Below are 15240 nucleotides of genomic sequence, written 5' to 3'. Positions count from 1 at the left end.
CTTGTTAACGCTTGGCTGATTTTATCCCAAATCGTTTCTTACTGCTCAAGTGTTTTTTCTACTTTTTCATAGAGATCCGCAGCTAAGTTATCCATATCTGCCAACTCTTGCAGTACCTGTCGCATTTGCTGCTGGCGATGGTGATCGTAATAGGCCAGTTTGAGCATAGGATCAATCAATCGTGATGCCACCTGTGGATTCGACTGATTCAAGGTCACCAAGATCTCTTTTAAAAAGCGGTAGCCGCTACCATCTTGGGCATGAAAACGAGCCGGATTACGATTACAAAATGCCCCGACCAAACTGCGTACACGGTTGGGGTTTTTGAGCGTAAAGGCAGGGTGCGCCATCTGCGCTTTCACCTGCTCTAAGGCAGTCTCGGAAGGGTTCGCACCTTGGAGCATGAACCATTTGTCCATCACCAGTCCATCATGCTGCCATTTATCACTGAAATCTTTCATCAGTGGTTCACGACACGGTAATTGCGCATTGTTAGCGGCATTCAATGCTGCCATGGTGTCAGTCATATTGTTCGCGGCTTGGTAGTGACGCTCTACATGCGTGTTGCCGTTTTCCGTGTGCGCGAGATAGCTCAAACAGGCATTACGTAAAGCGCGTTCACCGATCGCTTTGTGGGTGATCTGATATTCAGGTTGCGCATACTGACGGTATACCGCGTCAAACTCATCAACCATATGATCGGCAAATTGTTGCTTGAACGCCGCCATGACTTGATGAATCGCATCAACGTCGACAATATCAAACCAGCCAGCCACTTCCGTCTCGGTCGGTAAGTTGATCACTTCCGCAATCAATGCCGGATCCGTGTTGTCGCTGAGCAATACGCCACGAAATGCATCAATCACTGACAAGGGCACATCAATAGGCTGTTCGTTTTGTACCCGTGCGACGTTCTCCTTAATATGCTTGGCCAGTAGACTCTGACCCGCATCCCACCGCGCGAAATCATTGCGCGCATGTTGCAGTAAGAATGCCAATTCATCGTCTTGATAGTCATGCTCAAGCTTCACTGGCGCGGAGAACTCCCTGAGCAGGGAAAGCACAGGTTGCTCATCCACCCCATCGAAAATAAAGGTCTGCTCAGCATCTGTCACCGCCAGGACGTTTGAGACCGACTCACCGTGACGTTGTAACTCAATCACACTGCCGTCGCGACGATAGAGTGCAATATCCAGTGGAATATATAGCGGCAACTTCTCTTGCTGATCCGCTGTTGGCGGCGTGTGCTGCGTGACATGTAACGCCAACTGTTTGCTATCGGGGTCATAGGTCGATGATACATTCAACACCGGCGTCCCAGATTGGCTGTACCAACGGCGGAACTGAGTCAGATCGACCCCAGACGCATCTTCCATTGCTTGAACAAAATCATCACAAGTGGCTGCTGTACCGTCATGACGTTCAAAGTAGAGTTTGACCCCTTTTTGAAACCCGGTTTCACCCAAAATGGTATGCATCATACGAATAACTTCACTGCCCTTTTCGTACACCGTCAGGGTGTAAAAGTTATTCATTTCGATCACTTTTTCTGGCCGGATCGGATGAGACATAGGGCTGGCATCTTCAGCAAACTGGGGGCCACGCATAATACGCGCATTGCTGATACGGTTGACAGAGCGCGAGCCTAAGTCCGAGGAGAACTCTTGATCGCGAAAAACAGTTAACCCTTCTTTCAGGCTAAGTTGGAACCAATCACGGCATGTCACTCGGTTCCCCGTCCAGTTATGGAAGTACTCATGACCAATGACCGCTTCGATGCCGAGATAATCGGTGTCGGTGGCGGTTTCGGCGTTTGCCAATACATACTTGGAGTTAAAGATGTTTAAGCCTTTATTCTCCATGGCGCCCATGTTGAAGAAGTCAACGGCGACGATCATGTAGATATCAAGATCGTATTCAAGATCAAACCGCTCTTCATCCCATTTCATTGCGTTCTTCAATGAAGTCATCGCATGATCGGCACGATCTAAATTCCCTTTATCAACAAAGATTTCCAGTGCCACATCACGTCCAGAGCGGGTCACAAACGTATCACGTAACACATCAAAATCGCCGCCGACCAGTGCAAATAGGTAACTGGGTTTCGCGTACGGGTCATGCCATTCTACCCAGTGGCGGCCACCTTCTAACTCACCCGACGCAATCTTATTGCCGTTACTGAGTAAGTATGGGTATGTAGATTTATCCGCAATCACCTTGGTGGTAAAGCGAGCTAACACATCGGGACGGTCGAGATAATAAGTGATCCGGCGAAATCCTTCCGCCTCACACTGAGTACAATAAGCCCCGCCCGAAATATATAGCCCCTCGAGAGCGGTATTGTTTTCAGGATCGAGCTGAGTTTGGATGGTTAAAGTAAATGCGGCTGGGACGTCTCGGACAATCAATTTGCCCGCCTCTTCACTATAGGCTGTCCAGGGGTCGCCGTTGATATCAAGGCGCACTAACGTGAGCGCGTCCCCGTCTAACACCAGATCGGTGGCGTGATCATTCAGGCGTTTCACCTGGCTAACCGCCGTGACTAGGGTGTTGTTCGGATCAAGATCAAATTCAAGGTTGATATCCGTAATGGTAAAGTCCGGCGCACGGTAATCATCACGGTATTTGGCGGTGGGTTGTTGAGACATGTCGTTTCCTTTTTATCGAGTGTACCTCAGCCAACGAACTGTATTCATTCGCCCAAGGGCGATTTTGCATGCCATACCATACCGCGGCTCGGCATTAATGACTATAGATTTAACAGTTTGTTATCAAATGTTTGCGTTTACATCCAATAAGCGCAGTATAATGTCAACGCAGCCTGCCAATCCCGACTGAAATATAATGTGACGACGGTTAAATTTTCTAAAAATTGCGGTACTATGACGCTCATTTCGTTTTGTAACCCGTAAGGCGTTCACCACGCATGCACAATCCGATCATTACATCACTCTTGGATACTGATGCTTATAAAATCAACATGCAGCAGGCCGTATTTCATCATTATCCTGATGTCCATGTTACCGCTGACTTTTACTGCCGCAGTGATGAAAACCTCTCCTACCTACGTGAACAGGTGGTGGAGCATGTCAATCATCTCGCGACGTTGCGGTTTCGTGCAGACGAGCTCAACTACCTCGACTCACTCGGCCTTTATCAAGCGGACTTTCTCGCCTTTTTGTCAGGTTTTCAGTTCGATCCTGACCAAGTCACTGTCGGTGTCGAAGACGGTCAATTAGCAATTCATATCGCCGGCCCTTGGCAAGAGGTGATTCTATGGGAAGTGCCACTACTGGCGATTATTTGTGAGCTTAGAAACCGCGCTTGTTATGCTCAACTAAGTGTCGATGACGCGATTGCACGTCTGGGTGATAAGTTAGCCCACCTCCCTAAAGAGGGGTTTGCCGATGGGTTCCAGCTCGTTGACTTTGGCACGCGGCGTCGTTTTTCTCGTGAGGTCCATCAGGCGATAGTGACACGTCTGCACGCGGTCTATCCGCCTTTAAAAGGCACCTCTAACGTATGGTTAGCCAAACAGTTAGGGCTTGTGCCTGTCGGCACCCAAGCGCATGAGTGGTTTCAAGCCCATCAACAGCTTGCAGGTCAGCTTGCTGACTCCCAGCAGCTTGCGTTACAAATGTGGTTGCAAGAGTATCCCGATAGCCTAGGGATAGCGTTAACCGACTGTATCAACATGGATGCCTTTTTACAGGATTTTGATCGTTCGCTCTGTCACGCCTTTAGCGGATTGCGTCATGACAGTGGTGACCCGATTGCATGGGGTGAGAAGGCGATCGCGCATTATCGGTATCATGGTATTGACCCCAAAGATAAGACACTTGTCTTTTCCGATAGCCTCACGCTGGCGAAAGCCGTGCACATCTATCAATACTTTGCCGACAAAGCCACGACCTCATTCGGTATTGGCACGCAGCTAACCTGTGATCTCCCTAATGTGAAAACCCTCAATGTGGTGATCAAATTAACCAGCTGCCAAGGGAAACCTGTTGCCAAAATTTCTGATGAGCCTAACAAAGCCATTTGTAAAGATGAAGCGCACCTCTCTGCACTAAAAGCCGCGTTCAAGTTGTCAGACTAAACGCTTCCCCAATAGAAAAGGGCCAGTTTATTTATCACCGGCCCTTTTCATCAATGTTTTATTGATGCGTTTTTATGATAACACGCTCTGTCATTGCTCACCGTTGCCGTTGTAACACCGCCTCCATACCAAATACCTCATTGGTCAAGCGCAAGGTATCTGAGGCAAGTTGGTACTGGGATGAATGGCGTCCTTCTTCATAAATAAGCATCAGGTTGTCACCTTCCACCAAGTAAACGCCTCGGTGAGTAATTGAACGGCCGTTGTTGCCGCGAACTTGCATCGCAAAAAGAAAGTCTGGGCGAAGCTTCAGCGAGACACCATCCACCTCTTCACTTACATCTTCCCCTTCTATGCTGTTTGAACGCCACACCCCGGAGAGATCGTCAGGTAGCAGTTTAGTAAACACGGCTCCCTGAAGCTGCAATTGATTATGATTTAACTGGTAGGCATGCACTTGATCCGCCCCCTGCCCATCGTACAACCGCAATGCTTGATGATTCACCGCATAACTGCCTGCAGCCGTCTCGAGCTGCCCATCACGACGTAGCATATCAATACGGAACTCATAGTGAGAGTTAAACGAAAGATTAATCGCTTTATACGGATGGCTCGCCTCTGACTCTTCCTCAGCACTAAACCAATACCATTGACCAAGCAGTAACGGGACATCAAATCGTGCTAAATCGTCACCGCGCACTGGCAAGGCCATCACTAAGGCCAGAAAAACACCCAATAAGCAACGCATACCTTCCCCCTCATTGGCAGTGATGCCTTAACGATAAGGTTAGACTGACTTATCAGTTTTATGCAGTTTTTTGAGCAAGATCTCGTTTCATGTAGGTTGAATCCGCCTAGTCGTCACCATAACGTCATAAAAAAAGCCTAGGCGAATTGCCTAGGCTTGGGGTGCGCTAACGTGCTAAAAGACCGTATGCCGACCTGACATTTAACGGTTGGCTGAAAGAAGGTTAGCCAAATCTTTTGTGATGCTCGCGGCTTCATCTAAGTATGCATCTGGCTCTTCATAGTCTTTAGGCACATCATCGAGCGTTTTGAAGGGCGGTTCACCCAACGCCTTCTGACGTACATTTAATCGCGCCAAGCGCTCTTGATCTTCTCGCTCCATTTCCTTGCGCCGTGCGTCTTCATTCAAGGAGATTGTGTTTTTATCTTTCTCTTCTTGATAGCGCGCAATGTCTTGACGGATGAAATCAAACTCTCGATCATCTTTGATCCGCGCTTTGTGCTTTTCACTTATCGTATTAAGCACCGAATCAGGCAAGGATCTAGGCTGATAATCCGCTTTCTCAATTCGATCCCATGGCAAGGCATTTTCTTCCACACTCTCACCTGTTTCATCCGGTGAAACGGGAGAAGGGAAGACAATATCTGGCACCACACCCTTATTTTGGGTACTGCCACCGCTAATCCGATAAAACTTTTGGATCGTGTACTGCACATAACCTAACGGCTTATCAAATAAATCGTAGATATGATTCAAAGAGCGGTGCTGCTGTACGGTCCCTTTACCAAAAGATTGTTCGCCAATCACCACCGCACGCTCATAATCTTGCATGGCGGCCGCGAAAATCTCCGAAGCGGAGGCACTGTAGCGATTAATCAACACCGTCATCGGGCCATCATAGAAACGTTTACCGTCCGTATCACTGTTGACTTTCACTCGCCCATAGCTGTCTCTGACTTGTACAATGGGGCCTTGGTCAATAAACAACCCACTGAGCGCGGTTGCTTCACTCAGTGCCCCCCCTCCGTTATTTCGCAAGTCCACGACGATACCGCTAATGCCCTTTTCTTTCAGACTCGCGATCTCTTTTTTGGTGTCATCGGCCAGCCCAACATAGAATCCGGGGACCGTCAGTACGCCAACTTTTTCGTCACCGCGCTCAATCACTTCAGATTTTACTGCGCGATCTTCCAAGCGAATCTTGTCACGGGTTAGCGTGACATTGTAACTTTTAGCATTCGCCCCTTCGGGTAAGATTTTCAGTTTAACTTCACTGCCTTTCGGGCCTTTAATCAGCTCGACCACATCGTCCAGTCGCCAGCCAATCACATCGACAATCGCTTCGTCTTCTTGGCCCACACCAATAATTCGATCACCGGGTGACAACTGTTTGGACTTGGATGCAGGGCCACCCGCAACGAGAGAACGAATCACTGTGTATTCATTTTTTATCTGCAATACCGCCCCTATCCCTTCGAGGGATAAATTCATTTCCGACTGGAATTGCTCAGCATTGCGTGGTGATAGGTAGCTAGTATGTGGGTCAACTTCACGCGCGAAGGCGTTCATGTAGACCTGGAACACATCTTCGCTATGGCTTTGCGTTAAACGCTTTAACGCGCTGTTATAACGCTTGCCCAAAGTCTCTCGGATTTCTTCATCCTCTTTCCCCGTTAAGCGCAGGTTTAAGGCATCATTTTTTACCCGCTTATCCCAGATAGCATCCAGTTCGGCCTCGTTAGCCGCCCATGGCAGCTCAGTACGATCCAGCACCATGCTTTCGTCAGCAGAGAAATCAAAGCGTTTATCCAACACGTGCAGCGCGTACTGATAACGCTCAAAGCGTTTTTTCAGCACACGGTTGTAAATCGCATAGGCCGCTTGTGTCTCACCTTCTTTGAGCTGATCATCTAAACGCGTTTTCCAACGAGATAGACGTTCGACATCATCTTGGGTTAAAAACACACGATTATAATCCAGTGTTTCCAAGTAACGATCAAAAATCGCCGCCGAGAAGGCATCGTCGAGCGCGAACTGCTTATAGTGGGATCGAGTGAAACGAGAAGTTACACGCTTGGAAGCGGTTTCGTGTTGGGGTTCAGCGGACAGTGAAGGTAGTTCACTGAGTTGAAAATTGGCTTCTACGGCCTGGGCAGAGGCTGCCAGCATCAAGCTGGCAGCGATAGCCGAAACGCGGCGTCGACAAAACATGCGTCGAGGAGTCTCCTTTAGGCGCTGAGGTGCTCCGCTTTTACTAACATGGTTAACCCGTTAGTCAGGCGAACACGCACCTCATCCTTATTAATTTCAACAATGGTCGCTGGCAGATTACCGTTGCCCATGTTCACATTCACGTCTTTACCTACGACAACATCGTTGGCGTTGAGTTCGCGACGTGGCTCACTCTCTTTCTTAGTCATTTTAGCGGGCTTTGGTTTACTCGTACGGCCTTTCGCTGATTGCGCAGCCGCCTTCTTGCCTTTTGGTGCAGTCTTACCCGCACTTTTCGCCTGGCCTTCTGACTTTTTCGCTTGTTGCTGCTTACGACGCTCTGCCGCACGCGCTTTGCTTTCTGACAAGGTCTGCGCAGCATGGTCGATATGCTCTTGCTCAAGCTCGCCACACGCATTGCCATCAAGGTCAACACGTGACGCCCCTGGTTTCACGCTGTGCAGATAACGCCAGGAAGACGTGTACTGACGAAGCGCGGCGCGCAATTGGGTCTTGCTTACCTTGGGATCGCCTTCAAGACGTGTCGCAAGATCTTGAAAAATACCAATTTTTAATGGCTTGGCTTCGCCTTCAACAGTAAAACATTTAGGGAAACGTTCAGCAATGTAGGCAATGACTTCTTTGCTGTTCGCGAGCTTTTCAGTATTTTCCATGTTTTTTCCTGGCCTGCTGCGAGAAACCACAGCAGCGTATCTACGTGTATTTAAGTATGAAAGTGGTGCGTATTATAGATACCTGATATGAAAAAACTACCAAGATTGGCGAAATCACAAGTGTTTTTGCATTTCTTTGACCAAGGTAGCGAGTCCATGTTCATCTTCTTGGTCAAAGCGACCGATACTTGGACTATCAATATCCAGTACTGCCTGCAATTGATTATTGACCCGAACAGGCACCACAATTTCCGAGTTACTCGCCGCATCACACGCAATATGTCCTTCAAAGGCGTGCACATCTTCTACTCGCATTACGGTATCTTGACGATAGGCGGCCCCACATACCCCTTTATCATAGGGGATGCGTACACAGGCTGGTTGACCTTGAAACGGGCCAAGGACTAACTCTTCTCCCTCGTCGAGATAGAAACCCACCCAGTTAATATCTTCAAGCTGGCTATTGAGTAACGCACTTATATTGGCCAGTTTTGCAATAAGGTTGGGTTCCCCTTCGCACAACGCAACCGCTTGTTGGGTTAACAAGCGGTAAAAATCAGCTTTGTTTTCCATAAATCACTGCATCTCAAACAACAAGACCATTACAATAGAAATAATCCAAAGACTTTTCAATTGAGTATCCCTATTTATGATCACCTGGCGCTGGCTTCTTGACCAAGCTCGACCCCATCGCACCCGGCTCATTTGGGCTAACGTGGTAGCCATTGCCGCCACCTTGGTCAGTGTGCCTATCCCGTTACTCATGCCGTTATTGGTCGATGAGGTGCTATTGGATAAGCCAGACTGGGGACTTGCGGTACTCAACACCCTCCTGCCTATAAGCTGGCAACAGGCGGGCGTTTACATTGCCGCTGTGCTGATCATTGTCGTTATCATGCGCATCGTCAGCCAAGGACTTAACATTCTACAAAGCCGCCAATTTACCCTGGTTGGTAAGGCAATCACCTACAAAATCCGCCAACACTTGATCGCCAAACTTGGGCGGATCAGTATGCGTGAGTACGAATTACGTGGGAGTGGCGGCCTCACCTCTCACCTTGTCACCGATGTCGAAACCATCGATAAGTTTATTGGTACCACACTAAGCAAGTTTATTATTGGTCTGTTGACGGTCACCGGCACCGCGGTCGTCTTACTTTGGATTGATTGGCGACTCGGCTTGTTCATCTTACTGATTAACCCTATTGTCGTGGCGTTAAGCCGCACCCTTGGCCAACGAGTTAAGCACCTTAAAACACAAGAGAATCAATCTTTTGAGCGCTTCCAGCAACGTCTCGTGGATACGTTAGACGGTTTGTATCAACTTCGTGCTGCCAATCGAGAACGTGAGTATTTGCGTCAGCTTGACCACAGTGCCAGTGAGATTAAAGACAGTGCTGACAAGTATGCCTGGCAGTCAGAAGCCGCGGGACGCTTATCATTTTTAATGTTCTTGATCGGCTTCGAGCTCTTTCGCGCTGTAGCAATGGGAATGGTCTTTTTCAGTGATTTGTCGATTGGTCTGATGTTCGCGGTGTTTGGTTATCTGTGGTTTATGCTAGGCCCAGTGCAAGAGCTGCTCGGGATTCAATTTGCTTGGTATAGTGCTAAAGCCGCGATGACGCGTATTAATGAGGTTTTACAACTGGCCGAAGAGCCGCGTCGGCCCGCGGGCATTGACCCAAGTCGTATCGCCGCCCACACACAGGCCTCGGGCTTAACGGTCGAGATTGATAATCTATGTTTCTCCTACGATGAGGATAAGTCGGTACTCAATGGTTTAAGCATGCATATCCCTGCCGGCCAGCGTGTGGCATTGGTTGGTGCCAGTGGCGGCGGAAAATCAACCCTTATTCAGTTGCTGTTAGGACTGTATCCGGTAGAACAAGGTGATATACGCTTTAACGGCCACTCAATTAACCATGTCGACATGGATGCTCTCCGTCATCAAATTGCCGTGGTATTGCAACAGCCAGTGCTGTTTAATGATACGTTGAGAAATAACTTATGCTTAGGCCGTCACCTTGCCGACACCGCGCTTTGGCAAGCTATCGAGCACGCCCAATTGGGGGATGTGGTGACACAACTCACCGACGGGCTAGATACACCGCTTGGACGACAAGGGATCCGTTTATCTGGCGGTCAGCGACAACGTGTGGCGATTGCACGAATGCTCCTGAGTGACCCTAAACTGGTTATTTTGGATGAAGCCACGTCCGCCCTAGACACGGCCACTGAGCGCGCGCTACATCAAGCAATGCAAACATTTTTGGCGGGACGGACGACCCTTATCGTGGCTCACCGCCTCTCTGCGGTTAAAGAAGCCGATGTGATTTATGTGTTGGATGAAGGACAAGTGACCCAACAAGGCACGCACACAGAGTTAGTCAATGCGCCCGGGGTATATCAAACCTTGTATGGGCAAATACAACAGGCGGCGGGAAAGTAGACCATGACACAGTCACCAGACAAACCGTTTGCGGCGTCCCCACCTTTAACGAGGTGCTCGGGGTGCGATCTGGTGTTACAACCGTGCCAAACTGACTCCGATCACCTTGCTATCTGCCCACGTTGCGCGACCAAGCTCGCGCACGGACGACGGCTGTCTTTTAATGGAGAGATAGCCTTGGCACTCACGATTTTGGTGCTGTTTCTTCCCGCTCACCTTCTGCCGCTCCTTTCCATCGATTTGTTGGGAAAAACCATCACCACATCCGTGCTTACCGGCGCCAAGATTCTCTGGTCTTCATTCCCGTTTGTCGCCAGCCTCGTCGTATTCTGTGCTTCATTTGCGCCGCTTTTGTTCACCTGTGCGTTATTGGTGATGCACCTGTCTCGACGCCAACAATCCATCCGCTGGTTTCGCCCAGCGGTACGCGTGATTGCGCACAGCCGCCACTGGGTGATGGCGGATGTTTTAATGGTCAGCTTAGCCATCGCCTGTTTTAAAATTCAAGACTACGCCACCTTACACTTTTCCGTGGGGCTTGCCTGCTATGCGACGATACAAATCCTACTATCGATTTTACTGGTGCGGGTAAACACGCAAAGATACTGGGATGCCTTTACTCGCCCAGCACCACAATCCGAGCCGTCCCCTCTTATCCGGTGCAGCCACTGCGGCTTAACACAAGGGCACCAGAAAAGCGCTCACTGTCGTCGGTGTCATTTACCGCTTCACCGCCGAATGATTCGAAGCGAGCAAAAGACTTGGGCCTGTTTAATTACCGCTACCATTTTTCTGTTTCCGGCCAACCTGTTCCCAATCTCCATTTTGTTCTCCAACGGCATTCGACTTGAAGACACCATTTTTTCGGGCGTCGCGAGTCTGATTAATAATGGGATGCCAGGCATCGCTGCGATCATTTTTACTGCCAGCATCGTCGTGCCCGTAGCAAAGATACTAGGGCTAGGTTTGATATTAATAAGCTTACGGTGCACCACCGCCATCACACCACGTCAACATATGTGGCTATACCGAGGGGTGAAATGGATTGGAAAGTGGTCGATGATGGACTTATTTGTGATTGCGTTTATGGTCGCCTTAGTCGATCGTGGTCGCATTATGGACTTTATGCCTGGACCGGGTGCCATTGCATTCGGCTTGGTCGTGGTATTAACCATGCTTGCCACTGAATTTCTTGATACGCGTTTGATATGGGATCATCATGAGCGACAAACAAGACATACCCTCACCGATCGTTAAAAGCAGCTATGGCTTGTCTCCCCTATGGATACTGCCTGTATTGGCCTTGCTGATGGCCGCTTGGCTCCTGTTTCAATCTATCAGTGAAGCGGGGCAACGGATTCAAATTGTGTTTAGCGATGCGCAAGGCTTGGAGGCTGGCCAAACCACGATCCGTTACCAAGGGTTGGAAGTGGGTAAGGTGCGAAATATTACACTCGCGGATGACTTGGACGGCATTTATGTTGACGCCAATATCTATCCAGAGGCGACGCAACTGCTCACAAGTGGCACCGAGTTTTGGCTTGTGAAACCACGCGCCTCGATCACTGGGATCAGCGGCCTCGAAACCTTGGTCTCAGGCAACTATATTGCCTTACAACCGGGTAGCGGCGACCCCAGCCTATCCTTCGTCGCGCGTGACGAACCACCGACAGATATCGCAGAAAAAGCCGGCACAACCGTCAAGCTACACGCACCGACATTAGGCTCACTGAATGTCGGTTCGCCGATTTACTATCGGAAAATTCGTGTCGGCGAAATTTACAGTTACCGGCTTGATCAAGATTCGCAAGGGGTGACGCTCTCCGCGTTAATTGAGCCGCAATTCTCGCATTTACTCAAACAAGACTCACGCTTTTGGTCGATCAGCGGTGTAAAAGCCAATGTTGATGTGTCGGGTGTTGATGTGCAGCTCGAGAGTGTGGCGAGCTTGATTGCCGGTGGCATTGCATTCGACTCCCCGAAAGCAAGCCCAACACTTGAGGACAATCGCCCTTTTCAGCTTTACCAAAGCCTTTCGCAGGCCGCACGCGGTCAATCGATACAAATAGCGCTCCCTGAACAACATGGGCTGCCCGGCGCGGGGACGAAGATCACCTATCAAGGATTAGAAGTCGGTGAAATTACCCACATAGACGTCGCGGCACAGCAACAACGCCCAGTCGCAACCGCACACATTGACCCGAGCATGACCTGGCTGCTCAACCAAGACACCTACTTTCAGATAGAGCAGCCCCAAATTGGTTTTGATGGACTAAAGAACCTGGGTAATTTAGTCCTCGGCAACTACTTGACGATCCAACCTGGCTCGGCAGATGCTGATCCCGCGATGCCCGACAAAGTGTTTACCGCCCGAACCTGGCACCAACAGCAAAAGCAACTGACCGGTGCCCTCACAGTAACCTTAACCGCAGACGATGCATACGGCTTAACCCCCCACACCAAAGTATTGCATCGCGGCATTCAAGTGGGCTTTATCGACCGTGTCGCGCTCAATGAAAGTGACACCGTCACTTTAAAGCTATTGATTTATCCAGAATACCGCCACTTGGTGAAACAACAATCGCAGTTTTTTATTCTCGGTGGGATCACGGGCGAGCTCAGTGGTGACGGTCTCAATGTGGTCGTGCCAGCGATGGAACAAATCGCCGACCCGGCTTTAAGCTTTACCAGCGAAGGGGCGAAAGGCGTCAATGAGACGTATCCACTTTACACCTCCCCTATTCAAGCGAAGCACGCCAAGCAAGATGCACGCGGTGAAACACGCTTTACCTTAGTGGCGAGTCGTATGCCTGGTGTGAGTGAAGGCAGTCCCGTGATGTACCGCAATTTTGTGGTCGGCCAAGTGGAAGGATATCAGCTTAACGGCAACACTGTGTCCATCGCCATTGCAGTGAGTAATCGCTATAAGCATCTGATTAATCCACAAACCGTATTTTGGAATCAATCTGGGCTGGATATCAAAGCCAACCTCAGCGGCGTCGAAATTAATACAGGCTCGTTGCGCTCACTGGTTAACGGCGGTATCGCGTTCGGCACCATGCCTGGTATTAGTAATAAACGAAACGGAGATTGGAAGCTTTACCCCTCAAAGCAAGAAGCCGCTCAATACGGCGTAGATATTAGGCTAACGGTTGACCAGGCCAACGGGGTAAAAGTGGGCAGCGCGATCCGTTATCAAGGAGTCGATGTTGGCGAAGTGATCACCCTAAGCCCCGACTTCGACCACGAAAACGTGACCATTCAGGCTCGTCTCTACCCTGAATACAAAAATGCGCTTGCACGCACCGGCAGCTATTTCTGGCTCACTCAACCCGTCCTCAGTCTGACCAAAACAGAGAACTTGGACTCACTATTTGGCACCTATATCTCGGTGGTCCCCGGCGAGGGTGACTTCACCCAACAGTTCACCCTCCATGACTCACCCAAATACCCAAAAGGGCTGACACTCATCCTGGAGAGCGACGCTCGCCACTCTATCGCCCCTGGCACACCGGTATTACATCGCGATATCGAAGTGGGTATTGTCTCTAGCGTTAGATTAGGCGAGCTGTCTGACCGAGTCATTTTCGAACTACAAATCGCGCCGCAATATGCACACCTGGTTCGTGAAAACACGGTCTTTTGGAACGAGTCCGGGGTCGATGTCTCCATTGGGCTAACGGGTGCAGATCTCAAAAGCGGCACGATTGATAGTTTGCTGAAAGGCGGTATTGCTTTCTCAACCCCGGACGATCAACCTTTGCAGCCAGTGGCCAATGATCATCGTCACTTCTTGCTGCACAGTGAGAGTAAAAAAGTATGGCAAGAATGGCGAACGGCTATTCCAACACCGTAAGCTGCTTGTACTAAGCGACCCTCGATATGCTCGCTAAAAAATCAGGGACCTCAACGCGCTCGCTAGGTCCCTGATAATACTTATCCTTTAACAAAATTGTGTCACAAACTGGCATGTCGTTATTGATAGACTACACTTTAGTAATCACAACCTAAATATTGGCATATGGCTCCTTGAGCCTTTTCCCTGAACCCGGAACAGGACGTTCCGGGTCTTTTTTTATCGGGAATTTGTGACACCGTCACTTGTTCAGGTAAATGCCGTCCTGTTCAATACGAATTTTACGTTGCTTATAAAGCCCACCCAGTGTTTTCTTAAAGGTCGCCTTACTGGTACGAAAGAGAGAAAAAATAGCGTCAGGTGAGCTTTTATCATTAAGTGGTAAAAAGCCCCCTTTGCTCTCTAGCATCTTAATCACTTTGTCACTGAGATCGTCAACCCGCGCTTTACCATGTTTTTGTAATGCCAGATCAACTTTGCCATCCTCACGAACGGTTTTTACATAGGCACTGAGTTTTTTGCCGATAAACAGCTTACCGAACGCTTCAGCGCGATAGATAAGCCCCCAATGCTGGTTATTCACCACGCACTTAAAGCCAAGGTCGGTGATGTCAGTAATGATCACCGAGACCTTATCGCCGACTTTTACCTGAGGCGGCTCCTCACTGATAAACTTATTGAACTTGCGGCTAGCAACAATACGCCCGGATGCCTTGTCGGTATAAACCCGCACCACATAGGGTTTTCCCTCCTCCATGCGCGTACGTTGCTCGCTAAAGGGCACCAACAAATCTTTGCTTAACCCCCAGTCGACAAACGCCCCGACCGTATTGACGCCAACACAGCGCAATGATGCAAACTCACCCACTTGCGCATAGGGCGTTTCAGTCGTGGCAATAATCTCATCTTCGGAGTCAAAGTAGATGAACACATTGAGCGTATCACCAACACGGGTATTCTCAGGGACGTAACGGGTCGGCAGCAAAATATTGCCAAAGTCATCGCCATCAAGGAACACGCCAAAGTCTGCCTGTTTCACCACTGATAGTTTGTTGTATTGCCCTAGTTTAATCATTGTCTCAGCGCTGTAGAAAATAATGCCCGTGAGTATACGCAATTTGTCCTTGAGATGTGGAAGAAATACGGTTCGGGTGAGGAAAAAAACACCAACCCATGTCAACCAATACCCCTACATTCTATCCC

At 49.3% G+C, this 15240-nt stretch carries 10 protein-coding genes; 4 read left to right on the top strand and 6 right to left on the bottom strand.

Annotation, left to right across the window (positions count from 1 at the left end; all coding sequences use genetic code 11):
- Positions 1-38 precede the first annotated feature (38 nt).
- Positions 39-2648, bottom strand: a complete 2610-nt coding sequence (pepN, locus tag WN56_RS01085) for an aminopeptidase N (RefSeq protein WP_046073213.1) — start codon at positions 2646-2648, stop codon at positions 39-41.
- Between the two features lie 278 nt (positions 2649-2926).
- Between pepN and pncB the strand changes: the two genes are divergently transcribed.
- Complete coding sequence (gene pncB, locus WN56_RS01080; protein WP_046073212.1) at positions 2927-4099, top strand: nicotinate phosphoribosyltransferase; 1173 nt, start codon at positions 2927-2929, stop codon at positions 4097-4099.
- Between the two features lie 97 nt (positions 4100-4196).
- On the opposite strand, the gene WN56_RS01075 is transcribed toward pncB, so the two are convergent.
- From WN56_RS01075 to WN56_RS01060, 4 genes are all read right to left on the bottom strand, one after another.
- Positions 4197-4847: a hypothetical protein gene (locus WN56_RS01075; RefSeq protein WP_046073211.1), complete on the bottom strand. Its 651-nt coding sequence runs from the start codon at positions 4845-4847 to the stop codon at positions 4197-4199.
- Between the two features lie 201 nt (positions 4848-5048).
- The gene (gene prc, locus WN56_RS01070) at positions 5049-7058 is read right to left on the bottom strand and encodes a carboxy terminal-processing peptidase (protein ID WP_046073210.1); all 2010 of its coding nucleotides are present in this window, start codon (positions 7056-7058) and stop codon (positions 5049-5051) included.
- 17 nt (positions 7059-7075) lie between these two features.
- Positions 7076-7732, bottom strand: coding sequence for an RNA chaperone ProQ (gene proQ, locus WN56_RS01065; RefSeq protein WP_046073209.1), 657 nt, complete (start codon positions 7730-7732; stop codon positions 7076-7078).
- A 114-nt stretch (positions 7733-7846) separates the two neighbouring features.
- Positions 7847-8305 carry a GAF domain-containing protein gene (locus WN56_RS01060; protein WP_046073208.1) on the bottom strand — a complete coding sequence of 153 codons (459 nt, stop codon included), beginning with the start codon at positions 8303-8305 and terminating at the stop codon, positions 7847-7849.
- Between the two features lie 76 nt (positions 8306-8381).
- Here WN56_RS01060 and WN56_RS01055 point away from each other — a divergent pair, with 76 nt between their 5' ends.
- The 3 genes from WN56_RS01055 to WN56_RS01045 are packed head-to-tail and all read left to right on the top strand — an operon-like array spanning position 8382 to position 14037.
- Complete coding sequence (locus tag WN56_RS01055) at positions 8382-10181, top strand: ABC transporter ATP-binding protein (RefSeq protein ID WP_046073207.1); 1800 nt, start codon at positions 8382-8384, stop codon at positions 10179-10181.
- 3 nt (positions 10182-10184) lie between these two features.
- The gene (locus WN56_RS01050; protein WP_046073206.1) at positions 10185-11438 is read left to right on the top strand and encodes a paraquat-inducible protein A; all 1254 of its coding nucleotides are present in this window, start codon (positions 10185-10187) and stop codon (positions 11436-11438) included.
- Complete coding sequence (locus WN56_RS01045) at positions 11401-14037, top strand: PqiB family protein (protein WP_046073205.1); 2637 nt, start codon at positions 11401-11403, stop codon at positions 14035-14037. The genes WN56_RS01050 and WN56_RS01045 overlap by 38 nt, the downstream gene beginning before the upstream one ends.
- 241 nt (positions 14038-14278) lie before the next feature.
- Here WN56_RS01045 and WN56_RS01040 read toward each other — a convergent pair whose 3' ends face one another.
- The gene (locus WN56_RS01040) at positions 14279-15112 is read right to left on the bottom strand and encodes a S1 RNA-binding domain-containing protein (protein WP_046073204.1); all 834 of its coding nucleotides are present in this window, start codon (positions 15110-15112) and stop codon (positions 14279-14281) included.
- Positions 15113-15240: the final 128 nt, after the last annotated feature.

Source organism: Salinivibrio sp. KP-1 (assembly GCF_000968645.1).
In the GTDB taxonomy this organism is placed as follows: domain Bacteria; phylum Pseudomonadota; class Gammaproteobacteria; order Enterobacterales; family Vibrionaceae; genus Salinivibrio; species Salinivibrio siamensis.
The sequence above is the reverse complement of the archived record's forward strand: the minus strand, read 5'-3'. Positions and strand labels throughout refer to the sequence as shown.